Origin of the sequence: Enterobacter sp. PP-008-ECC_S150, from assembly GCF_045257065.1 — a bacterium.
GTDB lineage: Bacteria > Pseudomonadota > Gammaproteobacteria > Enterobacterales > Enterobacteriaceae > Enterobacter > Enterobacter chengduensis.
Map to the genome: position 1 here is coordinate 1 of NZ_JBJHHG010000018.1, position 22,917 is coordinate 22,917.

28 protein-coding genes and 1 tRNA gene are annotated in these 22,917 nt (G+C 50.3%); 20 read left to right on the forward strand and 9 right to left on the reverse strand.

All coding sequences use genetic code 11. The features are described from left to right. Positions 1-449: 449 nt before the first annotated feature. The 3 genes from ACJBF3_RS18540 to ACJBF3_RS18550 are packed head-to-tail and all read right to left on the reverse strand — an operon-like array spanning position 450 to position 1,780. Positions 450-917 carry a hypothetical protein gene (locus tag ACJBF3_RS18540; protein ID WP_045331848.1) on the reverse strand — a complete coding sequence of 156 codons (468 nt, stop codon included), beginning with the start codon at positions 915-917 and terminating at the stop codon, positions 450-452. Next, positions 914-1,276 carry a tlde1 domain-containing protein gene (locus ACJBF3_RS18545; protein WP_071994439.1) on the reverse strand — a complete coding sequence of 121 codons (363 nt, stop codon included), beginning with the start codon at positions 1,274-1,276 and terminating at the stop codon, positions 914-916. Before ACJBF3_RS18545 ends, ACJBF3_RS18540 begins: the two co-directional genes overlap by 4 nt. 12 nt (positions 1,277-1,288) lie before the next feature. Beyond that, complete coding sequence (locus tag ACJBF3_RS18550; protein ID WP_045331878.1) at positions 1,289-1,780, reverse strand: type VI secretion system tube protein TssD; 492 nt, start codon at positions 1,778-1,780, stop codon at positions 1,289-1,291. Between the two features lie 578 nt (positions 1,781-2,358). Here ACJBF3_RS18550 and ACJBF3_RS18555 point away from each other — a divergent pair. The 3 genes from ACJBF3_RS18555 (at position 2,359) to ACJBF3_RS18565 (ending at position 4,960) form a co-directional block, all read left to right on the forward strand. Beyond that, on the forward strand, positions 2,359-3,783 hold the full coding sequence (locus ACJBF3_RS18555; protein WP_406545237.1) for an integrase arm-type DNA-binding domain-containing protein: 1,425 nt from the start codon (positions 2,359-2,361) through the stop codon (positions 3,781-3,783). Beyond that, positions 3,776-4,609 carry a hypothetical protein gene (locus tag ACJBF3_RS18560; RefSeq protein WP_052951236.1) on the forward strand — a complete coding sequence of 278 codons (834 nt, stop codon included), beginning with the start codon at positions 3,776-3,778 and terminating at the stop codon, positions 4,607-4,609. Before ACJBF3_RS18555 ends, ACJBF3_RS18560 begins: the two co-directional genes overlap by 8 nt. Positions 4,610-4,750: 141 nt before the next feature. Further along, positions 4,751-4,960: a helix-turn-helix domain-containing protein gene (locus ACJBF3_RS18565; RefSeq protein ID WP_045341105.1), complete on the forward strand. Its 210-nt coding sequence runs from the start codon at positions 4,751-4,753 to the stop codon at positions 4,958-4,960. A 330-nt stretch (positions 4,961-5,290) separates the two neighbouring features. Here ACJBF3_RS18565 and ACJBF3_RS18570 read toward each other — a convergent pair whose 3' ends face one another. After that, a complete protein-coding gene (locus ACJBF3_RS18570; protein WP_014072029.1) occupies positions 5,291-5,587 on the reverse strand; it encodes a YlcI/YnfO family protein in 297 nt (98 codons plus the stop codon). 193 nt (positions 5,588-5,780) lie between these two features. On the opposite strand from ACJBF3_RS18570, the gene ACJBF3_RS18575 reads away from it, so the two are divergent. From ACJBF3_RS18575 to ACJBF3_RS18595, 5 genes are read left to right on the forward strand one after another with little or no spacing between them, the layout of a single operon-like run. Further along, on the forward strand, positions 5,781-5,993 hold the full coding sequence (locus ACJBF3_RS18575; RefSeq protein ID WP_047344599.1) for a host cell division inhibitor Icd-like protein: 213 nt from the start codon (positions 5,781-5,783) through the stop codon (positions 5,991-5,993). Next, complete coding sequence (locus ACJBF3_RS18580) at positions 5,986-6,171, forward strand: hypothetical protein (RefSeq protein ID WP_047723482.1); 186 nt, start codon at positions 5,986-5,988, stop codon at positions 6,169-6,171. The genes ACJBF3_RS18575 and ACJBF3_RS18580 overlap by 8 nt, the downstream gene beginning before the upstream one ends. Next, the gene (locus tag ACJBF3_RS18585) at positions 6,164-6,385 is read left to right on the forward strand and encodes a hypothetical protein (protein ID WP_006178882.1); all 222 of its coding nucleotides are present in this window, start codon (positions 6,164-6,166) and stop codon (positions 6,383-6,385) included. Before ACJBF3_RS18580 ends, ACJBF3_RS18585 begins: the two co-directional genes overlap by 8 nt. After that, positions 6,382-6,750: a hypothetical protein gene (locus ACJBF3_RS18590; protein WP_047723475.1), complete on the forward strand. Its 369-nt coding sequence runs from the start codon at positions 6,382-6,384 to the stop codon at positions 6,748-6,750. Before ACJBF3_RS18585 ends, ACJBF3_RS18590 begins: the two co-directional genes overlap by 4 nt. Then, complete coding sequence (locus ACJBF3_RS18595; protein ID WP_063445318.1) at positions 6,747-8,111, forward strand: helicase RepA family protein; 1,365 nt, start codon at positions 6,747-6,749, stop codon at positions 8,109-8,111. Before ACJBF3_RS18590 ends, ACJBF3_RS18595 begins: the two co-directional genes overlap by 4 nt. Before the next feature lie 628 nt (positions 8,112-8,739). Here the strand turns inward: ACJBF3_RS18595 and ACJBF3_RS18600 are convergent. Then, positions 8,740-9,516 carry a hypothetical protein gene (locus ACJBF3_RS18600; protein ID WP_047723477.1) on the reverse strand — a complete coding sequence of 259 codons (777 nt, stop codon included), beginning with the start codon at positions 9,514-9,516 and terminating at the stop codon, positions 8,740-8,742. Positions 9,517-9,774: 258 nt separating this feature from the next. Here ACJBF3_RS18600 and ACJBF3_RS18605 point away from each other — a divergent pair, with 258 nt between their 5' ends. From ACJBF3_RS18605 to ACJBF3_RS18655, 11 genes are all read left to right on the forward strand, one after another. Beyond that, positions 9,775-10,941 (forward strand): phage major capsid protein, encoded by a 1,167-nt coding sequence (locus tag ACJBF3_RS18605; RefSeq protein ID WP_116609073.1) that lies wholly within the window; start codon positions 9,775-9,777, stop codon positions 10,939-10,941. A gap of 51 nt (positions 10,942-10,992) precedes the next feature. Beyond that, the gene (locus tag ACJBF3_RS18610) at positions 10,993-11,553 is read left to right on the forward strand and encodes an HK97 family phage prohead protease (protein WP_021538173.1); all 561 of its coding nucleotides are present in this window, start codon (positions 10,993-10,995) and stop codon (positions 11,551-11,553) included. A 1-nt stretch (position 11,554) separates the two neighbouring features. Further along, positions 11,555-12,790 (forward strand): phage portal protein, encoded by a 1,236-nt coding sequence (locus ACJBF3_RS18615; RefSeq protein WP_047723301.1) that lies wholly within the window; start codon positions 11,555-11,557, stop codon positions 12,788-12,790. Continuing rightward, entirely contained in the window at positions 12,787-13,125 is a 339-nt protein-coding gene (locus tag ACJBF3_RS18620) for a phage head closure protein (protein WP_047723299.1), read from the forward strand. Before ACJBF3_RS18615 ends, ACJBF3_RS18620 begins: the two co-directional genes overlap by 4 nt. After that, positions 13,118-13,411, forward strand: a complete 294-nt coding sequence (locus tag ACJBF3_RS18625; RefSeq protein ID WP_001549740.1) for a head-tail connector protein — start codon at positions 13,118-13,120, stop codon at positions 13,409-13,411. The genes ACJBF3_RS18620 and ACJBF3_RS18625 overlap by 8 nt, the downstream gene beginning before the upstream one ends. Continuing rightward, on the forward strand, positions 13,411-13,854 hold the full coding sequence (locus ACJBF3_RS18630) for an HNH endonuclease signature motif containing protein (protein ID WP_047723297.1): 444 nt from the start codon (positions 13,411-13,413) through the stop codon (positions 13,852-13,854). The genes ACJBF3_RS18625 and ACJBF3_RS18630 overlap by 1 nt, the downstream gene beginning before the upstream one ends. Before the next feature lie 275 nt (positions 13,855-14,129). After that, positions 14,130-14,486, forward strand: a complete 357-nt coding sequence (locus ACJBF3_RS18635; protein ID WP_000113647.1) for a phage terminase small subunit P27 family — start codon at positions 14,130-14,132, stop codon at positions 14,484-14,486. Next, entirely contained in the window at positions 14,470-16,131 is a 1,662-nt protein-coding gene (locus ACJBF3_RS18640; protein ID WP_406545238.1) for a terminase large subunit, read from the forward strand. Before ACJBF3_RS18635 ends, ACJBF3_RS18640 begins: the two co-directional genes overlap by 17 nt. 13 nt (positions 16,132-16,144) lie before the next feature. Further along, on the forward strand, positions 16,145-16,759 hold the full coding sequence (locus ACJBF3_RS18645) for a tail assembly protein (RefSeq protein WP_023304451.1): 615 nt from the start codon (positions 16,145-16,147) through the stop codon (positions 16,757-16,759). Further along, positions 16,756-17,106 carry a hypothetical protein gene (locus tag ACJBF3_RS18650; protein WP_235836694.1) on the forward strand — a complete coding sequence of 117 codons (351 nt, stop codon included), beginning with the start codon at positions 16,756-16,758 and terminating at the stop codon, positions 17,104-17,106. Before ACJBF3_RS18645 ends, ACJBF3_RS18650 begins: the two co-directional genes overlap by 4 nt. 50 nt (positions 17,107-17,156) lie before the next feature. Further along, positions 17,157-17,492 carry a lipoprotein gene (locus ACJBF3_RS18655; RefSeq protein ID WP_047723294.1) on the forward strand — a complete coding sequence of 112 codons (336 nt, stop codon included), beginning with the start codon at positions 17,157-17,159 and terminating at the stop codon, positions 17,490-17,492. A gap of 423 nt (positions 17,493-17,915) precedes the next feature. Here the strand turns inward: ACJBF3_RS18655 and ACJBF3_RS18660 are convergent. Then, positions 17,916-17,991: transfer RNA gene (locus ACJBF3_RS18660), tRNA-Ile, on the reverse strand. Positions 17,992-18,115: 124 nt separating this feature from the next. On the opposite strand from ACJBF3_RS18660, the gene mug reads away from it, so the two are divergent. Continuing rightward, positions 18,116-18,622 carry a G/U mismatch-specific DNA glycosylase gene (mug, locus tag ACJBF3_RS18665; RefSeq protein WP_045330016.1) on the forward strand — a complete coding sequence of 169 codons (507 nt, stop codon included), beginning with the start codon at positions 18,116-18,118 and terminating at the stop codon, positions 18,620-18,622. Positions 18,623-18,704: 82 nt separating this feature from the next. On the opposite strand, the gene rpoD is transcribed toward mug, so the two are convergent. The 3 genes from rpoD to rpsU all read right to left on the reverse strand — a co-directional run bounded on the left by rpoD (position 18,705) and on the right by rpsU (position 22,794). Beyond that, a complete protein-coding gene (rpoD, locus tag ACJBF3_RS18670) occupies positions 18,705-20,552 on the reverse strand; it encodes an RNA polymerase sigma factor RpoD (RefSeq protein ID WP_023333459.1) in 1,848 nt (615 codons plus the stop codon). A 165-nt stretch (positions 20,553-20,717) separates the two neighbouring features. Further along, on the reverse strand, positions 20,718-22,463 hold the full coding sequence (dnaG, locus tag ACJBF3_RS18675; protein ID WP_045330019.1) for a DNA primase: 1,746 nt from the start codon (positions 22,461-22,463) through the stop codon (positions 20,718-20,720). Between the two features lie 115 nt (positions 22,464-22,578). Continuing rightward, the gene (rpsU, locus tag ACJBF3_RS18680) at positions 22,579-22,794 is read right to left on the reverse strand and encodes a 30S ribosomal protein S21 (RefSeq protein ID WP_001144069.1); all 216 of its coding nucleotides are present in this window, start codon (positions 22,792-22,794) and stop codon (positions 22,579-22,581) included. Between the last annotated feature and the right edge of the window lie 123 nt (positions 22,795-22,917).

Here is a 22,917-nt window from a genome sequence, read left to right on the forward strand (position 1 = left end):
ATTCAGCACTGAATTATCAGACGCCATCAGAGTTTGCAGCACGGTGGCGAAATGAAAAATGTGAAGGTAAACAAACCGACATTACTAACTGATAGTTGTATCTAATACTGGGGGCAGGTCAGTGAATGGCAGAGGCTGCGTTATCTGCCTTGTCCATTTTATCAACAGAAGTACAGTCGTTTGCATAAGCCACGCGCGATATCACTAACATAATCAAAAACAGCTGCATCGTTTTCATATCAAGTTCATTCCCGGTGGGATATAGATATTTTCAAATTTCTGCGTCGCACTCATGGCCGAGCAGGCGCTGTTATTTGATACGGTGATGGTTGAAAGGGAGGATTTGGCCATGTGCTCTTTTATTTTTGGATAAACTGGAGTGATATGTGGTTTATTATTTAATGGTTCAAAGATTAAGCGCTCAGAAGAGCGCTTGTTATAATATGATGCTAACGTTTTGAGTCCTTATCCTTTTCTTGCTTAACCTCATTGATTACATCTAGCATATTGCTTAAGCATTCTCTTGCTGGGGAGCCCGCTTTCTCCAATGCTGATTTAGCCTTTGCTAAATAGGTTTCAACCTCCGCATTAGTGCTGTGTATCATCATCGGTATGCTACATATCAAAGTGGTTCCAAACCGTTGCTGTAAAGGATCTGGGTTCAACTCAAATTGATTGGTGACATTCAGCACTAATTTGGGGGCGCGGATAAGCGCCATGCTGATGGCGGTCGCCAACTGCTCAGCATGCTCGTCATCCAGATTATCACCAGTGCTTTTAATCTTCGCTGGTAATGCCTGAATGGCTGCCTGGTCAGCGCTGGACACCCGCTTAATATAGATTATCCAGTCACTCTCTGACGCTATACAGGAAGCCGAAATAATGCAGACAATTAGATACAGTGCGTACTTTTTCAACGCACTACCTCAAGCGTACGATCTGACGAAAGAATTATTTTAGAGCGAATGTGAGGCCCCATGATTATGCAGCCCTCGGACGCAAAACCAGGAATGGCTGGTGCCTTTTTCTCGCCATGGATGCGAAAAAGCGATCGTCCATAACTCTCGCCAGAGGTTTGTTTAAGGTTGATTGTCATTGGCCCCCTTGAGGATGTATGGCCTCCTATGCGATACGTTCCGCGTGGTAATGGTCCCATCCCCTTAACGTGCTGACGGTCTGGATTATTTTTGTTTGTCAGGTTTCCGGAATATCCTGTGCCAATAAGTTTACCTTTATGCCAGAGTTCGCCAGTACTTTGGTAGTAGGTCCATGCCATGAGCTATTCCCCTTATGCCGCGCTGCGTTCTTTCCAGCTATCGGAATGGACAATGTTACCGTCCAGATATTTCCATGTTATTTTTTCATATGTCATTTCTATGGCTTCCATATGATCATAATGTGTGAAGTCGGGATCCTTCACATCTTCCATATAAGGCACAATGCAGGTAATACGTGCATTTTCCATAAAAATATTAAAATATTCTTCCTCCTGCCCTTCATAGTTGATTCGATAAAATTTTAGCTCAGCAGATTTAAGAACTCTTCCCGTACTAACGATCTGATAAAGGTAAGGACTTGAGACGTCTTGCGCTTTTGTAAAAACAAAAGGGGAATGTTGGCGTGTGGCTGTTATTTTTCCGGAGTAATCATCTGTAGGTATCTCCACGCCGTGTGACAGTCCGGTTATTTCAATGCTACCTTCGCGTCTATGTACATCAACGTCACCTTTTAACTGCTTCCCTTCTTCGCTGTAAAGCCAGAGATAAAGTGGTATAGCCATTCTGATTAACTCCATTTATTTCATTAATTGCTCTGACCTTACTCCTTCATGATTTTTCTGTTTGTAACATTTCGTGTCAATGTTGTTACGTATATTGGCGTGGTAAATGATCCAATAAAAAACATACTTTTAGGAAATATATTTAATCATCAACTTTGATGTGTATCTAAAGCCTGATTAGGTGACTGGCGACGTGGACTCATGTTAATCCCTTCATTGAGTAAAGTTAGAAGGGGGAGTTTTTTAAAGGTGCGGAGTCACGACAACGGCCCTATGTGTTCCACTATCGAAATCCCGATATGTATCCAAAAAAGCACATGGGCTGGAGATTTCTCTCCAGCCATTGCTGTATTTGGTGGCCCCTGCTGGACTTGAACCAGCGACCAAGCGATTATGAGTCAGGATGCAACTTCTTACCTAAAAATACTTATCTATAATTTTCATTAACTTAATGGCATTTAGTTTACTGTATAAATAACCAGAAATACTCTAAAATACTCGTTTGCGGTATCCTATAGGTATCCTAGAGCAAAACAAGCGATTTGCAGGATACCTTGATCGCTTGGTATGGGGTGTTTGTGGAAACATTCAAATTCACGAAAGCAAAACTCGAAAGCCTGCCGCCCGCCGAACGTGGCCAGGTGGAGTATGGTGATACCGTTGTGAACGGGCTACGGCTCCGAGTGGGGATCAGTGGCGCGAAGAGCTTTTGTATCTCCAGAAAACGTAATGGCAAATTTATACGGGCCACCTTAGGCAGATTTCCCGATCTTACTATTGATAATGCCAGGGCAAAGGCTCTCGAACTTCTGGGAGACGTAGCCACTACAGGCAGAAACCCTAACGTCGAAAAGCGCATCAATGAAAAGGCTTTGGTTACGCTTAATGATGCGCTGGACACCTATATCAAAAGCCGTGATGAACGGTTAAGCGCCGATACAGCAAAACAGTATCGTTCCATCCTGCAAAATTTCTCTGGTGACTGGATGAAACAACCAATCGCCTCTATCAGCCGTGAACGGGTGGAAACCAGACACAAAGCCGTTACTGATGGTTCTGTGTGGTTTGGTGCTGATAAATCAACGCTACGCGCAGGGGTTGGAAGCGGCAGTAAAGCACAGGCCGATCTCTGGGCTAGGGTGCTTCGTGCTATATACCGCTTCGCGCACGATCATTACCGTGACGAGGAAGGGAAAACGCTTCTTCCGGACCCGCCTACAATGGTACTGAGCACAAAGCGCAAATGGCATGGTACCGTGAGGAAGACTGAGCGTATCCGCACCAATGAGCTTGGAAGGTGGTTTAGCGCCTTATCGTCCGTGCGAGAGTTTGCCGAACAGGGGCGCGATGATATAGCAGCGGCGGTTTGCGATGCTGTGGAAATGGCTATTTTTACCGGACTGCGTAAGTCTGAAATTTTAGAGCTTAGCTGGGATAGAGTTAATCTTGGAGGCCGATATTTTTGGATTGATACCACAAAAAACGGCGATCCGCTTGAACTCCCCATTACTGAAACTCTACTGAAATTATTTCGCCGCCGAGCCAAGATGAAAGCGGCAGATGGATTATTGGTTTTTCCTGGGGATAAAGGTGTCATTAAAGAGTACAGGCACATTATCGATCGCATAAGTGCTGCCACCGTGCCAGACCCAAACCCAGACCTGCTAAAGCCTATTCCTTTCAAATGGCATGACGGCCGCCGAACCTTTGGTACCGTTGCTGAGCTGGTGGGGGTGGGTAATTATATCCTGAAACGCCTGCTCAACCACCGAACTATGAGAAGCGCGGATGTTACCCAGGGCTATCTGCATTTCAGTGCTGATGAACTTATGGAACCAGCTTCAAGAATAGAACGGGCAATACTCGAACACGCCGGGATTATTGAGAGTAAAAAATCTCTTGATGCGAAGTTATTACTTGCTCTTGAAGGTCTGAGCGAAGAAGAAAAGCGCCGTCTCATTTTTGATTTATCCAAAAATATTAAGGTTTCTGAAAATGAATAGACAAATTGAACTTTCTGAATTAATCAGTAAATCATTTATCGAGTCGACCAATAAGATGAGTCAAGACGATAAACTTGCGTTTTATCAGGCCATCTTAGATGGAGATAAAAATATAGAACGTGAAATTTTAAAAAAATATAACTATACAATGGTGACACCAGTTGAAAACATCATGAGCGATGAAGATGCTGAGGCGCTAGCAAATTCGCTTTTGAAGGATGAAAAAGGGGTGTTCAATGAAATCAATAATCTTTTTGTATCTGCCAGTAAAAAATATTGGTCAAATGCAGAAAGGTTGAGCGACTTACCTTTAGAACAGCATGACAAAATACTTAACCATGCAAGAGAGCTTCAAACTTCGTTCAATTCTAAAGAGCATGTTAACTCTGTATTGCATGGGATTTATGGAGAAAATGCGGGGACAATTGTTAAGGCCGCAATTATTGCTGACCTTATTGGTTGCCTTGATTTAAGAAATGATTTGATGGTTGTATTTGGTTCCATGGTTGAGAGTGCTCACAATAGCAAAGCTATGGATATTTTTAAGAAGAAAAAAGTTATAAGCGAAGACAGAAGTTTAGCCAAGAAAGGTAAAACAAACAGACACCATGCAACAGCAATAAAAATCGCTGCCGATACGTGGGGTAAGTATCCAAATGCAAGCCTTGCGGGACTTTCAGAGGACATATCAGCGCATTTGAGAAAGGCGTGGAAAGACGTGCCAGTAGCTGGAACGGTAGAGAAGTGGTTAAAAGATTCTGGGTTAAACCCTGCTGTTAAGCCGAAAAACAGAAATTATGAGTTAATCATATTAGAAGGGGAATAAATCTAGTTTTACGCCCCTTAATCTTGTAAGCAATGCAGTGAACCAGATATAGGAATTTATATCTGGTTTCGCTTTCTCCTAAAGTATATATATCAATAATAAAGTATCACCACTGTTAATCAGAAATACACGGTGATATATATGCGTTTAATTAATAATCCAACCATTCTTGAACGATTAACCCGCGCGGAGGCTGCTGCCTATCTCGGTGTGAATGCTCAGACTTTGGCTAACTGGGCTCATACAGGAAAGGTGGGGATTCCACATCATAAGGTTGGTCGCAAAGTCATTTATATGAAGTCAGACCTCGACAATTACCTTGCGGCGAACCGCCGTACTCAGACGGCTTAAGGTGGCGGGGATGATACATAAAACAAAAGCGGCCATGCAGGGCCGCCAATGTCACTACCAAAAACTTAAGCAAAGTCAGGATACCAGGGTTAATGCTGGTGGTCAAAGCCTGAGCGCTCCTGTGATTGCAGGAACTGCGCCATTGGCGAGGTTACGTGAAACTACCCAGAAATTGGGCTGTTTAGGGTGTGCGGCATTGGCGCACACCCCATTTCCCCAAATCTGGGGAGAACTGGATCAGCGTGCAGGGTGTACTGCAATGCAGCATACCCCGGGAAAATCCCGTAGTTTCGACCGTTATCCAGATATCGGGTATCACTCCTTGTCTGCTTACTTGGCCTTCCTGCGCTGGAGTTCGTCACGAACAACGCTGATAAGTTGTCCGATCTCTTCGGAGGCTTTGACTCCAATCTTTTCTACCTGCGCTAGCGTATCGAGGGAAGAAACAAGGATATTTTCCCCGTTTCCTTCTGCTTGGCGTCGGGCGATCTCCCCGCGCATGGCGGCTACGATGAACGCTGCATTGCTTTCGTCGTTCCGTTTGACGGACTCCATTCCCTCTATGACATCGTGTGGGATGCGGGCGGTTAATGATTGTGACTTCGTGTTTTTGGGGCCTGTAGCCATCTGCAATCCTCCGTATGCTGGTGTAAGACAATATACACAGAATCAGTCTTACACAAAAGCATTGACATGTAAGCCACCTAAAAATAAAGTTACTTACACCTTGGTTGATAATCAGGGTACAGAAAAGACGAAGCCCGCTGGCGCTACCAACACCAACGGGCCTCTAACCAAACCGTTATCTGAGGTAACAGCTATGGCTTTCAAGAAGTCTACCCAAACTCGCCCGGAATTTACATGGAGATTTCTCTCCGCTTCTGAGCACTACCCTACCGCCAAACCATTGGTGATCTACGTCAACGCATCCAGCGAACAGGAGGCCCGCGAGACTATGCCGGGGGTAAACCTCATTTTTGCTGCTCGCCTGCCATTTCATGATCTTCGGGTTGTGGAGGTTTGCCATGCGTGAATTAACCAATAAAAGCACGTCAATAGCCTGTGAACTGGCTGCGTTGTTGATGGTTGTCGAGGAGTGCGACGTAGATCAGGTTGAGCGTGAAAACCTTATCAGTCTGGCCAGACGAGTATCGGATCAACTGGCGGCAAGCATGGTCGAGCAGAATTCAAAGGGGGCGCTCAATGGATAACCTTTATACCTACAAGAGCGATCAGGACTTATTGACCACTGCTCAAGAGGTTTCGGCTCTTCTTTCGTGTGCAGCTTTTGTAGCTATAGCGAACGATGAAAAGAAGCGCATCCACCTGATGGCTTTAATGGATATTGCATCGCGCTTAGCTGATGATCTGGCTAACGCTTTGGATAAGTCATTCGTCCTTCCAGCTGAAGGGGAACGCAAATGATCAGTAACGTGAAATTCAACGAGCTGGCTAACCGCGTTGATCTGCTGGTTGAAAAGATTTTGCATCTTGAGGAACAGGTTAAGTCACTCACCGATAGTCAGGGAGGAGAAATCCCTCCGGGTATGACGCCAGTAGCAACACTGGCCGCTGAATACGGTATCTCAACCAAAAAGGCTGAGGAGCTGGCGAAAAACACAGGGGTGATGCTGGTTAAGCTGAAATCTGGCGGGTTCGTTGCGCCTGATGAAAAGTTCAGGGAAGCGGCGCGGCTGGTGTTGCGCAGTGCTAAGCGCAAATATGGCTCTGCGTACTGGTTCCATCCTCTGATCGGCAAATTCCAGATGAGCGGAGGCATACCAAAATGACGGTACAACTGACAGCTGTAGAAACTGTATCTGATGCCTTGTTCACCTGTTCATATCTATGGGCGCATGGCAAGCAGTACAGTCGCAGCGATTTGGATAAAGCCCTCCACCAGCATAAGGACCCCACTACCCGTTACGGAAAGCTGGTGGCTCGCCTCAACCAGATAGCAGCAATGCCGTATGAGGAGCTTTGTGATGCCGGGTATCTCGACACGGACCGCAAACAAATGATTACCGCGCGGCGTTCTGTGCTGGTGGAAGAGATAGGCGAAGGGGAAATGAATGCCATGCTGTCTGACGTGCAGCGCATTCACCGCGTCTTCCCTGATGCTGGAGCAAAGTTCAGGACAAAGCTGCCTCTCTCTCGCGGTTCTGAGGGCTTTGATATCCGTCAGGACTATATCCTTAAACACTTTCTTCCAGCTCAGTCTCTGTGCAGCATTTACGGCCCAAGCGGTTCGTATAAGAGTTTTCTTGCCGTATCGTGGGCCTGTCATATCGCTGCTGGTCTGCCATGGGCGGGGAAGAAGGTCACTCCCGGCGCGGTGCTGTATGTGGTTGGCGAGGGTGGTGTAGGTGTTCCCCGGCGTATACGGGCATGGGAACAGGTGCATGGCATACAGGCAGAAAACCTCTGGCTGGTCAATCGTCCGGTGTTCCCGGTGCGTGAGTCAGAGGTCACAGAAGTTCTTCTTGCTGCCAGGCAGATTGAAGTCGAATGTGGTGTGCCGGTTCGCATGGTGGTGATCGATACGCTGGCCCGTTGTTTTGGGGGGAATGACGAGAACGATGCTCGTGATATGGGGGCGTTTATTGAGGGGTGTGACGTTATCAAACAGAAAACGGGTGCAACGGTGCTGGTAGTTCACCACTCCGGCAAAGATGAAGGGAAAGGCGCTCGCGGTTCCAGTGCTTTCCGTGCTGCGCTTGATACTGAATTTAACGTTAAGCGTGAAGGGGATGGAAAGGCGCTTATTCTGACCTGTACCAAGATGAAAGACGCGGAGGAGCCAGAGCGTAAAGCGTATGACCTGAGAACGGCAGAGCTTTACACCGATGAAGATGGTGAGCTTGTTTGCTCTCTGGTTGTGCACGATCAGCCGAGAGAGGCTAAAGAGGTTGAGCCTGAACTGGCCAATGTCTCCCGTCTTAGCGATAACCACCATGCACTATGGCAGGCAGTACGCAGCCGCACAGCTAAGGGGGAGCCATGCACTATCTCCGTCATTAAAGACGATCTACGTGCAACGCTGGGTGCAGACAAAGTGAGAAAGTCATTCCCGCGCTGGCTGGACAAGCTGGAGAGTGAGCAAATCATTCGCATCGAGGGTGAGAACCTTTACCCAGTTACAGTCGAGTAAATGCGGCGGTAAGTGCGGCACGTGCGGCATTTAGTATGTTTTATGACCAAATGCCGCACTTAGTCCCTGTATACACGTGCTAAGTGCGGCATTTCACTGAAACCCCCGTCATTACTGGGTTTGCGTAATTTTTTGAGAAAACTGGTGCGGCGCTAAGTGCGGCATTGCTAAACGCGGCGCTAAGTGCGGCATCATGGACAACTCAGGAGTAAGCAAGGGAATTATAAAGACGACTATCGATCTGGCAAAGGGTCATGGCTCAAGCGGAGGAGGTATTAAACCGACTCCAGATGTCGCTTAAATATGGTAAAGATATGCCGGAACGCGGCGAAAAAATTCATTAAGGAGATTTTATGCCAATCACAATACAGGATATTAAAACTCACAAGGACCAATACGGGCTGCATGACCTGGACACGATGAGCACAGAGGAATACCGAAAGGCCTTGTCTGATGGGGCATTCTTCTGGATCGATCACCATGACTTTCTGCGAAGCACTTTATCAGAGGAGATCTTGACTACAAACCGGGAACAATTGGAAACGTTGATTGAATACTTACAAAGCATTAGTGACAAAATGTCATCCTAACCGCAAGTGATGAAAGATGGCCGCTTGTTGGCGGCTATCTAACAATACTTTTCAAGTATGCTTCTTAAATTAGAGTTTAATGTATATTCATAGCCTTTTTGCGGCTGTTCAAAGATGATGGAATCACTGAAATTTCTAAAAATATATTCGCTAGGTGAGTAATGTAATCTTCCACTGCGATCTGTCCATGTTGTTTTTGTGACATCTTTTTCTAAAAGTAATTTAAATGAAGATATTTCCTTTTCAGCCATGGCATTAAACGCTCTGGTTGCAGCGTTTTTTTCCAATTGAGAAATGTCATTATTGAATTTTTTTTCAAGTATATCTTTTGCGATACTTGTTAACGCCACACTCTGTGAGCGTTCTCCTGTTGCAACAACATAGGTGATATTTAAATTGCATAAAGAAAACAACGTAGCACCTTTAGCATGTGAAGCATTATTTTTGCCAATTAGTTTTTTTATTATGTAAAGTTGAAAGACATCCAGTTCATCAATGGAAGAACTAATTTTATCTTTTAGCAATTCTTTTTCACGCTCTTTGTTTTGTTTTTCAATTAGAGCTTGTGCTTCTAATTTTTGTTTCTCTATTTTCTTGGATATCATAGTGTGTATAGTATTAATGACAGAAAACACCAAGCGAATTGAAGTTACTAGGATTAAACTTTGTGGAATCAATTTGGGAACTGGATCTAAAATGAAATGGTCTGGTGAAGATAAGATGATAGCGGCTAAGCAAGTCAGCAATATAGCGATATTCAACCGAACGTCAGTCATTTTTTGTAAGGATTCTAAAAACTCTTTATATCCCTGCATCCACACACCCGTATCAATTTGGAGAGAATTGTAAATTACTTATACCTGATTCTACTCCTTCCTCCTTCTTACTCAAGAGGGGGTTTTATTTAATATTCTCATGTATATCTTGAAGAGTGGCACTCAGACGTGAGCCGCCACTGGCCGTTAAGTCAAGCTGTAGCGAGTACAGCCTGCGAGAGGCAGAAAAAGATTTAACGGCCTCCCCTCCAAGCGCTGGTTTCACGTCTCAACGTTAATTGTTACGGAAACCACTCCATGAAGAAACTACTCGAATTACGCCAGCAGAAAGCCGCACTCAAAACACAGATGCGTTCCATGCTGGAGAAAGCCGACACCGAAAAGCGCAGCCTGAACGAAGAAGAGGGCAAAAAGTTCGATGAACTCCGCGCCCAGGCTGATGCGCTTGAAGTTGAAATCACCCGTCTTGAAGCCGTCGCCGACGATCAGCGCAATCTGCCAGGTACTTCCGTTGAAGGTGAGCCAGTAAGCAACGACGAGCTGCGCCACTACATCATGACCGGTGATACCCGCTCTCTCTCCACGCTGGTGCAGGCTGACGGCGGTTATACCGTTATCCCTGAGCTGGACAAAGAGATCATGCGCCAGTTGCAGGATGATAGCGTGATGCGCTCGATCGCAACGGTGAAGACCACCAAAACCAACGAATACCAGAAGCTGGTATCTGTGGGCGGCACTACCGTTAATCGTGGTACCGAAGGTGAGGCACGTACCGAAACCAGTACGCCGAAGATGGAGCGCGTTGATATCAAACTCAACCCGATCTACGCCTACCCGAAAACCACTCAGGAGATTCTCGACTTCTCCGAGGTGGATATTCTGGGCTGGCTGTCTTCTGAAATTGCTGACACCTTCACCGCTACCGAAGAAAGTGACTTTGTGAACGGCGACGGTGATAAAAAATCCAAAGGGTTCCTGTCTTACCCTCGCGCGGCCAGTGCCGATAAAGCCCGTCCGTTCGGTACGCTGGAGAAGATGGAAGCCGCTGACGTTTCCTCTGATGGTCTGATCGACCTGCTGTATAAGCTGAAAGCCAAATATCGCAAAAACGCCGTATGGGTGATGAACTCCAACACCGCAGCCAAACTGCAAAAGCTGAAAAACGGCAACGGAGATTACATCTGGCGCGATCGTCTGGTTGCCGGTTCTCCCGATACGCTTCTGGGCCGTCCTGTTCAGTATCTGGAAACCATGCCGGATGCGGAGGCAGGTAAAGCATTCCTCGCGGTAGGCGACTTCAAGCGCGGCTATTTCATCGTGGATCACACCACTGGCGTGCGTACCCGTCCTGACAACATCACCGAGCCGGGTTTCTACAAGGTGCATACCGATAAATACCTGGGCGGTGGTGTGGTGGACTCCAACGCCATCAAGGTGCTTGAGCTTTCAGGCTCCGGTTCCTGATTTGACGTTTAAGGGGCTGCGGCCCCTTTTTGCCCTCTGTGGAGTCCAGTAATGAAAACAATCGATTTTGAAATCCGTACCTCCGAAGTGAGCGCCAGCAACAAAAAGCTGGTGGGCTATGCCGTGCGCTGGAACAGTCTCTCTGAAATTATCTGGGACGAGTTCCGCGAGCAGTTTGCGCCGGGCGCGTTTAAAGACAGCCTGGCATCCGGTAGCGATGTGCGTGCGCTGTACGAGCATAACTATACCCAGCTGCTGGGCCGCACTAAATCCGGCACGCTGGTGCTGTCCGAAGACGATACCGGGCTGCGCTTCGAGCTGACCCCGCCGAATACCCAGCTTGGTAACGATGTGCTGGAGCTGGTGGAGCGTGGGGATATCTCCGGCATGAGCTTTGGTTTCCGGGCGCTGAAAGAGGCGTGGGATATCGGCCAGTCTCCATACCTGCGCACTGTTACCGCAGCCGAACTGCGGGAGATTACCGTTACCTCTATGCCTGCTTATCCTGAGTCTGGAGTGGAAATCGCGCACCGTTCGCTTTTCTCCCAACATCCTGAACTGTGCCGCGCTGGCGATAACCGTCGCCGCTGGGCTGAATTAGCGGGGCTCTGATATGTGGAATATCTGGCCGTTTGGCCGTAAGTCTGAACCCTCTGAGCAGCGCAGCATGACTATTGATGAATTTCTGGCGATGGCAGGGATTCCAAATACCGGATCAGGCGAGTATGTGTCTGCGGGTACTGCGGAATCTCTGCCGGCGGTCATGAACGCCGTATCAGTTATCAGTGAGGCTGTGGCAACAATGCCCTGCTATCTCTACCGCGTGCGCAACGATAACGGGCGAGAGGCGCGGGAATGGCTGAGCAATCACCCGGTGGATTTTCTGCTGAACGAGCAGCCGAACGACTGCCAGACACCTTACCAGTTCAAACGCACGATGATGCGCCATTGTCTGCTGAATGGTAACGCCTATGCGGTGATCCAGTGGGGCCGCGACGGCCAGCCGCAATCCCTGCACCCGTATGCGCCGGGGGCGGTTGTTCCTGAGCGTATCGGCCAGCATAAGTACAAATACACCGTTACTGAACCGTTTACCGGGGCTGTGCGCACCTACCTGCAGGAAGAGATTCTGCACCTGCGTTACTCCACCGATGATGGCTTTCTGGGGCGTTCTCCTATCACCGTCTGCCGTGAGGCGCTGGGGTTAGGTCTGGCCCAGCAGCGGCACGGTGCCAGCATTATGAAAGATGGCATGATGGCGGCGGGTGTGGTGGTCACTAAAGAGTGGCTCGATAGCGTGAAGGGCAAACAGGCGATGGATGCACTGGAGCGCTACAAGGGCGCCAGAAATGCCGGTAAAACACCGATCCTTGAAGGTGGCATGGACTACAAGCAGCTTGGCATGAGCAATCAGGATGCCGAATGGCTGGCCTCCCGTCGCTTCACCATTGAAGACATTGCCCGCATGTTCAACGTGTCGCCCATCTTCTTGCAGGAATACAGCAACAGCACCTACAGCAATTTCAGCGAAGCGAGCCGCGCATTTCTCACCATGACGATGCGCCCGTGGCTGGCAAACTTCGAACAACAAATCAAATCTGCGCTGCTGGTGGCCTCTCCGGTTCCGGGAACCCGCTATCAGGTGGAATTTGACTCTGCTGACCTTCTCCGCGCCACGCCAACCGAACGTTATGCCACTTATGAGCGCGGCATTAAGAACGGGATCATGAACCCGAACGAAGCCCGTGAACGTGAGGGGATGCCGCCGCGTGAAGGTGGTGACGAATTCAGCCAGGCATGGAAGCAGGAAGTGAAGATCAGCAAAGACGGCAAGGAAGGTGGCGAATGAGAGCCGGAAAGATGAAACGCCGCATTACCTTTCAGAAGTCTGAATCTCACCGCGACCCGACTGGTCAGATTATCTATGAATGGGCTGATCTTGCCACCGTCTGGGCTGAAATTCGAGCTATCAGCGGGCGTGAGCGCATGTCTTCCGGGGCACTTTACTCCGAGGCTACCGTGCGAATCTGGACGCGCTACCGCGACGATATAACCACCGCAAACCGCATTCTGTACCGATCTCCAAACGTCTGGGGGCAGGTTTACGGCATTGTGGCCGTAATTCCTGATGTGGATCACACCCGGCTTGAGCTGCTGTGCAAGGGAGGCATTTTCAATGAGTGAGTTAATCGGCCTGGAAGAAGCAAAGCTGCATTGCCGTATTGATGATGATTATGAAGACACGCTGATACAGGCGTACATCGAAGCTGCGCTGGAGGTCTGCCAGAAGCATATTGGCAAGCGATTTGATAACGGTCTGGAGTTCACCCCTGCTATCAAGATCGGCTGTCTGATGTACGTTTCTCAGCTGTACGAGTACCGCACGATGATTGGTGACACCGACGCCAAAGAGATACCGATGGCTGTCTCTGCGTTGTGGTCTGTCTACCGAGATGTGGGGGTGTACTGATGCCGTGGCAACCACTACGCCGGTGCACAGAGCCGGGATGCAATAAACGGGTGAAGTCTGGCAAGTGTGACGAGCATAAGCGGGAAGCGTGGCGGGCAGAGGATGCCAGACGCGGCCACCGCCGCGCGCGTGGTTACTCAGCCTCATGGGAGAAGTACCGCGCTCAGTACCTTAAGCGCTATCCGCTGTGCGTTGAGTGTCAGAAGCTGGGCCTCTACGTGCCTGCAAAGATTGTCGATCACATCATCCCTATCAACGGCGGTGATGATGTTCTGTTCTGGCCTGAGTGGAATCACCAGCCGTTATGCCAGGCGCATCATAACCAGAAGACCACACAGCAAGACCCAACCACCAAAGCGAAGCGCAAAGCAGGGCTGTACCGTGAGCAGGAAGATCGTGCAGCCCATCGCAATGACTGGATGTATGAGGCTGACAATGACTGAGCAGGAACAGCAGCGGCTGATAAGTGGGCTGATAAAGCAGCGCGAGGCATGGCAACCATCCAGACAGAGAGCGCACACGAAGCCCGTAGCAAAGCGCATGAGCCAGCGTGACCGGGAGCTTATGGAATGCTTCCGCAACCGCTGACAGGCGGCATGGACGGGGTGGGGGAGGTTTTAAAGACAAACCCCCTGCTGCAAGGCACCGCCTGCCCCCTCAAATTTTTACGCACGGTGAATTTTTTGAAAATAAAACGCGATGGAAACGAGAAATTTTTATGGCAAGACCACCAAAACCGCCAGCTTACCTTGATGAGTTAGCCGCGCAGCAGTGGAAAGCAAAGGCGAAGCAGCTGGCCGAACGCGGTGATCTGACTCCCGCCGACTGGAACAACCTTGAGCTTTTTTGCGTCAATTATTCGATGTACCGCAAAGCCGTTGAAGACCTTGCCAGCCGTGGATTCAGCATTGTTAACAGCCAGGGCGGCGAGAGCCGAAACCCGGCACTGAGCGCAAAGGCCGACGCTGAAAAAATCATGATTAAAATGTCGTCGCTGCTGGGCTTTGATCCGGTAAGCCGCCGCCGGAATCCGGTGGAAACGGAAGAGGAAGACGAACTTGACCGTCTGGAATGACTACGCAAACGCGATAAAAACGGGCGAAATTCCGGCCTGTAAGCGCGTTAAACAGGCCGTGGAAAGGTACTTTTCAGACCTTAAAGACCCCCGTTATGAGTTCGATACGGCGACCGTAGAGCGGTTTATTGCGTTCTCGCGGCTCTGTCCTCACGTCAAAGGCCCGCTTCGGGGCCAGCCAATAAAGCTTGAGCCGTGGCAGCAGTTCGCCTTTGCTAACCTGCTGGGTTTCAAAGTCAGGGAGTCAGGCCGCCGTAAGTACAGCAGCGCATTTATTGAGGTACCGCGTAAGAACGCCAAATCAACCGTGGCCGCCATGCTGGCTAACTGGTTTCTGGTAATGGAGAAGGGCCAGCAGGATATCTACACGGCGGCGGTGAGTCGTGATCAGGCCCGAATCGTGTTCGACGATGCCCGCCAGATGTGCCTGCTGTCAAAACCGCTGAAAAAGCGCGTCAATATCCAGGCGCATAAGGTCATTTTCCCGAAGAGCAACAGCCTGTTAAAGCCGCTGGCGGCGAAAGCGGCCACCATTGAAGGGACTAACCCCAGCCTGGCGATTGTTGATGAATACCACCTTCACCCGGATAACGGCGTTTATTCCGCGCTTGAGCTGGGTATGGGCGCACGTCCGGAGGCGATTTTGTTCGCCATCACGACTGCCGGGAGCAACGTTGTCTCTGCCTGTAAACAGCATTATGACTACTGCTGCCAGATTCTGTCCGGGGAAGAGAACAACGATTCGCTGTTTGTCCTGATCTACGAACTGGACGACGAAAGCGAGGTTGAGCAGCCGGAAATGTGGATCAAGGCTAACCCTAACCTGCATGTGTCCGTTGATGCGGCGAAACTGGAGTCCACCATCCAGAAAGCGCGGGGTATACCGTCGCAGTGGGTGGAAATGCTGACCAAGCGTTTCAATATCTGGTGTCAGGGCTCCACGCCGTGGATGGGGGCCGGGGCATGGGATGCCTGTGCGCTCGACTATACCGAAGACGACCTGGCCGGAATGGAGTGTTATGCCGGGTTTGACCTGTCCTCTACCAGCGACATCACCAGCGTAAGTTACGCGTTCCCGTTCGACAGGGAGATCAGACTCCTTACCCGTCATTATCTGCCGGAAGCCCAGCTACTTAACGTCGCCAACAAAAACCGCGCCATCTACCGCCAGTGGGTGAAAGCGGGCTGGATACGTACCACCCCCGGCGACTGCATCGACTATGACCGTATCCGTGACGATATTCTGCGCGACGCTGAAACCTTCAATATCCGGCTAGTGGGCTTCGATACGTGGAACGCCACGCACCTGCGCACCCAGCTACAGGGGGCGGGGCTTGATGTGGAGCCGTTCCCGCAAACCTATCTCAAATTCAGTCCGGTAGCGAAATCCTTTGAGGTGTTCGTTAACCGCAGAGTGGTGCGCCACCGTGGCGATCCGGTTCTGGCCTGGGCGGTTGGTAACGTGGTGATGGAGTCCGACGCTAACGCCAACATTAAGCCCAACAAGAAGAAATCCTCCAACAAGATAGACCCGGCTGTATCTGCGCTGATGGCGTTCGGTACCTTCCAGGCTGAGCATGAGGATTTTGCTTTCGATATGAGCGACAGCCACAAGCAACGGCTGGCGACATTTAACGGTATCTGACAGGAGTAGAATGATGAATACAGCTAATAATGAAACACTTGCGACTATCCGTATGTTTGGCCCGCTCGGCAAAACCTTCGGTAGAACTCACCAGCGCCTTGTAAGGACTACGCATGAGGCTTTTCGGGCTCTGGCCGTAACAATTCCCGGATTCGAAAAATACATGAATACAAGCAGGGCTCGCGGTTTAACATATGCGATTTATGTCGGAAAAAAGAACATTGGGGCAGATGACCTGGAATTTCCGAACAATGGACGCGAGATTCATATCGTTCCGGTGGTAATTGGAAGTAAAAAAGCAGGGATGTTACAAACTATTCTCGGCGCGGTACTAGTGGTAGTTGGGGCAATTGGAGTTACGGTTGGTCAGGCATGGGGTGGCGGCACATGGGGGCCTGTCGCCTGGAAACTTGGAGCGGCCATGATCGCTGGCGGTGTTGTGCAATTACTTTCTCCACAACCTACTGGACTTGCAAGCAAACAAAGTGCGGACAATAAGGCTTCATACGCATTTGGCGGCGTTACGAATACTGCTGCGCAAGGTTATCCGGTACCATTGCTTTATGGAAAGCGCCGTATCGGCGGTGCAATCATATCGGCAGGTATCTATGTGGAGGATCAGCTTTGACAAATCAGATGCTACTCTGGCCGGAAGGTGAGGTATTTACCCTAGAGGTATTAATACCAACAAAATACGAGCCATTGCCGGTGGAGGTAACTTACATTGTTCCTCCTTTCGATAAGGTTGTGGAGACATGGCAGAACAGGGACCCGGCGAAGGCCTACCCTCTTTTTAGACAGTTCATTGTTGACTGGGATCAGCAGGACAAACTTACCGACGAAATACTTATGTGTTTTCTGACAGCATACCCTGGTACAGATCAAGCTATTTTTGCGGGTTGGTGTGAGCATATGAAGGCGCATCTTGAGAAAAATCAAGAGTCATTTATCCATTCGCCAAACACTATTAATTAAGCCCGCATATCCGTTATGCGGTTGGATTCAAACATAAAGAAGGGGATGAAGTGAGAAAGATACTTTCCTTGTTTGTCGCATCGATTTTACTGGCTGGTTGTTCAGTAGAAACTATTACTAGCAAACCTCCAATTTTCACTGGTAAAAGCCCAAAAAAACCAGCTGAGGTAGTTCGCTGCTTGGCACCCAAGATGTCAGATTTGAACCCATCGGCAACAACAATGGAGACTGAAACGGGCTACAGAATAGTGGTATCAGTTTCTGATGTAGGTGCTTCAGTTGTTGCCTTGGTGGATGCTGATGGTGAGGGCTCAGAGGTCAGAATGCACGCATTTACAGCCGGATACGGAAACCCGTGGGGTAAAATGGCTATGTCTTGTATATAAATAATTTGCTAATGGTAGGAAGGGGTGCCCGGCTTACGCCGGGCGGGCTTTTTACGCTATCTATGCAAAACATAAGAAAGGCAGACTGCTATAAACACTGCTAAAAGCGGAGCAACTCCGCCGGCAGCGAATGCCGTAAACAGCACAGCGATTACTTGTGCACGCTTAGACAGCAGGTCTGAGCCCATAATAGAGTCGAACATAAATTCTCCATCATGGTTCCTGCCGTCTCTTGATGAGTTGGGAGCAAGAGTCCAGACCCGTGGCGCTTTTAGTGTTGATCCAGCGACTTTGGCCGCCACGACCCAACTGGAAGTTTAGGCCTTTCGGCCAAACCGTTACTCCAAAATACCCACTTAAAGTATCCTATGGGTATCCTAGAGAATTGATAATACTTACCAGTTATTGTAAGTCTTTGATATTTGGTGGCCCCTGCTGGACTTGAACCAGCGACCAAGCGATTATGAGTCGCCTGCTCTAACCACTGAGCTAAGGGGCCGTGGCGGTGAATTATAAAGTAACTGCCCGCAGCAATCCAGCCATTCACACCTGCCTGCTGTTTTTATAAACAATGCATAATCAATCCTTTATACTTACCAGACGATGTATCAGCGGGAGTAAAGATGATCAACGATATTCTGGCCCCAGGCCTGCGGGTGGTGTTCTGCGGAATTAACCCAGGCAAGTCCTCGGCGCACACCGGTTTTCACTTCGCTCATCCGGGGAACCGCTTCTGGAAGGTGATTTACCAGGCCGGGTTTACCGACAGGTTACTCAAGCCTGAAGAAGAGCAGCACCTGCTGGACACGCGCTGCGGGATTACCATGCTGGTCGAGCGGCCGACGGTACAGGCGAGCGAGGTCAACCTGCATGAACTGCGTAGCGGCGGGCGGGAGCTGGTCAAGAAGATTGAGGATTATCAGCCCGACGCGCTGGCCATTCTCGGCAAGCAGGCCTACGAGCAGGCGTTTAGCCAGCGCGGGACGCAGTGGGGTAAGCAGAGCATCATGATTGGCGTGACGCAGGTGTGGGTGCTGCCTAACCCGAGCGGGCTGAACAGAGCCTCGCTGGATAAGCTGGTAGAGGCGTATCGTGAGCTGGATGAGGCGCTGATGGTGCGGGGGCTGTAGTCCTCGGCGGGCTGATGCTCTGGGAGAGGGAATAAACAAAAAAAAAGCTCCCGATTGGGAGCTTTTTCACTGTCAGGACAGATTAGTCGTCCAGGAAGCTACGCAGCACTTCAGAGCGGCTTGGATGACGCAGCTTACGCAGCGCCTTCGCTTCGATCTGACGGATACGTTCGCGGGTAACGTCGAACTGTTTGCCCACTTCTTCCAGCGTGTGGTCGGTGTTCATGTCGATACCGAAACGCATACGCAGCACTTTCGCTTCACGGGCGGTGAGGCCCGCCAGCACGTCGTGCGTCGCGGCACGCAGGCTCTCGGTGGTGGCAGAGTCCAGCGGCAGCTCGAGGGTGGTGTCCTCGATGAAATCACCCAGATGCGAATCTTCATCATCACCGATCGGTGTTTCCATGGAGATTGGCTCTTTGGCGATCTTCAGCACTTTACGGATCTTGTCTTCCGGCATCAGCATGCGCTCGGCCAGCTCTTCCGGCGTCGGCTCGCGGCCCATCTCCTGCAGCATCTGGCGGGAAATACGGTTGAGCTTGTTGATGGTCTCAATCATATGCACCGGAATACGGATGGTGCGCGCCTGGTCCGCGATAGAGCGGGTGATAGCCTGACGGATCCACCAGGTTGCGTAGGTGGAGAACTTGTAACCACGACGGTATTCAAACTTATCGACCGCTTTCATCAGACCGATGTTGCCTTCCTGAATCAGATCCAGGAACTGCAGACCGCGGTTAGTGTATTTCTTGGCGATAGAGATAACCAGACGCAAGTTCGCTTCAACCATCTCTTTCTTCGCACGGCGGGCTTTCGCTTCACCAATGGACATGCGACGGTTGATGTCTTTGACCTGCTCGATGGTCAGGCCGGTCTCTTCTTCAATCTGCTGCAGCTTCTGCAGGCCGCGATAGACATCGTCCTTCACGTCGTGCAGTTTTTCAGACCATGGCTTGTTCATCGCGATAGCCGCGTTGAACCAGGTTTCGCTGGTTTCGTTGCCGGTGAAGAGGGTGATGAAGTTCTTCTTCGGCATTTTGCACTGCTCAACGCACAGCTTCATGATGATGCGTTCCTGGGTACGTACGCGATCCATCATCACGCGCATGCTGTTTACCAGGTAGTCGAACTGTTTTGGCACCAGGCGGAACTGTTTGAACACTTCAGACAGCTTCAGGATCTCTTCCTGTGCGGCGGCATGGCTGCGGCCTTTCGCTTTGATGGTGTCACGCGTCACTTCGTACTGGGTACGCAGCTCGGCAAACTTCTCGCGCGCCAGTTCCGGGTCGATGCTGTTGTCATCATCCGCGGTGTCGTCGTCGCTCTCTTCCTCATCTTCGTCTTCGTCGTCATCCATCTCTTCCTGAGACAGTTCGGAACCGACGTGAGTGGCGGTAGGCGCCATATCTTCTTCAGCGTTCGGGTCGACAAAACCGGTGATCAGGTCAGACAGGCGCGCTTCTTCCGCTTCAACGCGATCGTACTGCTCCAGCAGATAGGTAATCGCTTCCGGGTACTCGGCAACGGAGCACTGCACCTGGTTGATCCCGTCTTCGATGCGTTTTGCGATGTCAATTTCGCCTTCGCGGGTCAACAGTTCAACGGTACCCATTTCGCGCATGTACATGCGGACCGGGTCAGTGGTACGCCCGATTTCAGATTCCACGCTGGACAATACCTGTGCAGCAGCTTCTTCCGCATCTTCGTCAGTGTTGTTGGAGGTTTCAGCCAGCAACAGATCATCGGCATCCGGTGCTTCTTCCATCACCTGAATGCCCATGTCATTGATCATTTGGATGATGTCTTCGATTTGATCTGAATCGACGATATCTTCCGGCAGATGGTCATTGACCTCGGCATAGGTCAGATAGCCTTGCTCCTTACCACGTTGGACAAGAAGTTTCAGCTGTGACTGCGGGTTTTGCTCCATAAGACGGTATCCACACTTAATTCGTTTGATTGGTGTCGGCGATGGGGCTGCCAACCTTTAAAGCGAGGGCGTACTTATATTTTTGCCGCTGCCTCTCAGTGCGGCTGCCGGGGGCTTCCCGATCGATATTCGGCACTTAAGCCGTTAAATACTGTTGTCTTTCACTTATTTTCTTGCCAGTTCCTGGTTAATCATCCAGAGCTCCCGGCGTTCTTCGCTGCTTAAACCGTGTGTGCGCTCGCGAGCTATCAACTCTTCCTGGCGCAGCTCAAGCATCGAATCAAACATATGGTTGAGTGAGTCGGTGAACGTTTTTTCTGCAATGTCCTTATCTGCTATATCGTCCCACATCGACAATTTTTCAAGGGTAGCGGCCTCTTTTGTGCCGCGATAATGCTCTAAAAGTTGTCCGGTGGTCAGACCTGGCTGAGACAAACAGGTGTTGACCAGCTCTGAAAACAAGCCAAGTCCGGGCAATTTTTCGTGGTCCAAACCCGCCAGCGACGGCACCTGCGGTGCAAGCTCGGGATTTTGTACCAGCAACCCTATCAGTATACGCATGGTTGTGCGTTTTAGCTGAGGCGCGGGGCGAACCGTGCCGTTTTCAGCCTGTTTTGGCATTAAACGTTCAAGCTGGCTGTCATCCAGAATGCCGAGCTTGTTGCCTAACTCCTGACGCAGGTAGATGCGCAGCGTTTCGCCGGGCACCTGGCTGATTAACGGCAGCGCCAGCGTGCTGAGCTGCGCGCGCCCGTCAGGGGTACTCAAATCGACCTGCGGCATCAGGCTGTTAAACAAAAACGTGGAGAGCGGCTGAGCCTGCTCCATCCGCGCTTCAAACGCCGCTTTGCCCTCTTTACGCACCAGCGTATCCGGGTCTTCACCGTCGGGCAGGAACATAAAGCGCAGCTGACGCCCGTCGGTCATATACGGCAGCGCGGTTTCCAGCGCACGCCATGCGGCGTCGCGTCCTGCGCGGTCACCGTCGTAACAGCAGATGACGTTGTTGGTCACCCTGAACAGCAGTTGAATATGATCGGCGGTGGTGGACGTCCCTAACGATGCTACCGCGTAGTTGATGTCGTACTGCGCCAGCGCCACGACGTCCATATAGCCTTCGACGACCAGAAGACGCGGAGGTTCCGCATTATTCTGCTGCGCCTCATAAAGACCGTAAAGCTGGCGGCCCTTATGGAAAATATCGGTTTCCGGGGAGTTGAGGTATTTCGGCAGGGCATCACCCAGCACGCGACCACCAAAACCAATGACCCGGCCACGCTTGTCGCGGATCGGGAACATCACCCGTTCGCGGAAGCGGTCGTAGCTTCGTCCCTGGTCGTTGGTGACCAGCATGCCTGCATCGATGAGTGACTTACGATCTTCGCTATTGCCGCCAAAACGCTTTAACACGTTGTCCCAGCCGGGCGGGGCGTAACCAATAGCGAAACGCGCAATGACATCGTCGCTCAGTCCGCGCTTGTTCAGATACTGACGCGCAGGCTCAGCCGCAGAGTGCTTAAGAGACTGTTGGTAAAACGAATTCAGGCCATCCATCAGTTGATACAGCGTTTGCCGCTGATGGCGCTCGATCTGACTTGGCCCACTGCCTGCTTCATACGGCACTTCAAGGTTATGCATCGCCGCCAGCTCTTCGACGGTTTCAACGAACTCGAGCTTGTCGTAGTTCATTAAAAAATCAACGGCATTACCGTGAGCACCACAGCCGAAGCAATGGTAAAACTGCTTTTCACCGTTTACGGTGAAGGAGGGGGTTTTTTCGTTATGGAACGGACAGCACGCATGGTAGTTCTTGCCCTGTTTTTTCAGCTTTACCCGCGCGTCGATGAGATCGACGATGTCGGTTCTGGCAAGCAGGTCATTGATGAAAACGCGTGGGATTCTTCCGGCCATATGCCCCAAAATTTTAAGCGACTTATAAACGAAAACAAGCCGCGCATTCCTTCCGGAAGCACGGCCTTACGACTATTACTCTGTCTGTCAATTGAGGGCTGAAGCCCTCAACCAATTAGTACAGACGAGTACGGCGTGCGTTTTCGCGAGCCAGTTTCTTCGCGTGACGTTTCACAGCGGAAGCTTTAGCGCGCTTACGTTCGGTCGTTGGTTTTTCATAAAACTCACGACGACGAACTTCAGCCAGAACACCTGCTTTCTCGCATGAACGTTTGAAGCGACGCAGTGCTACGTCGAACGGCTCGTTTTCACGTACTTTAATTACCGGCATGTAACTCTCACCTTTAATAAATTCGGTTTGCCGCTGGCATCAACGCCAGCTTATTTCAAAATGGTGCGGAATTTTACTGCAAATGCTGCTGCTTTGTAAAGCACCGATGCGATTTTGAAAGGG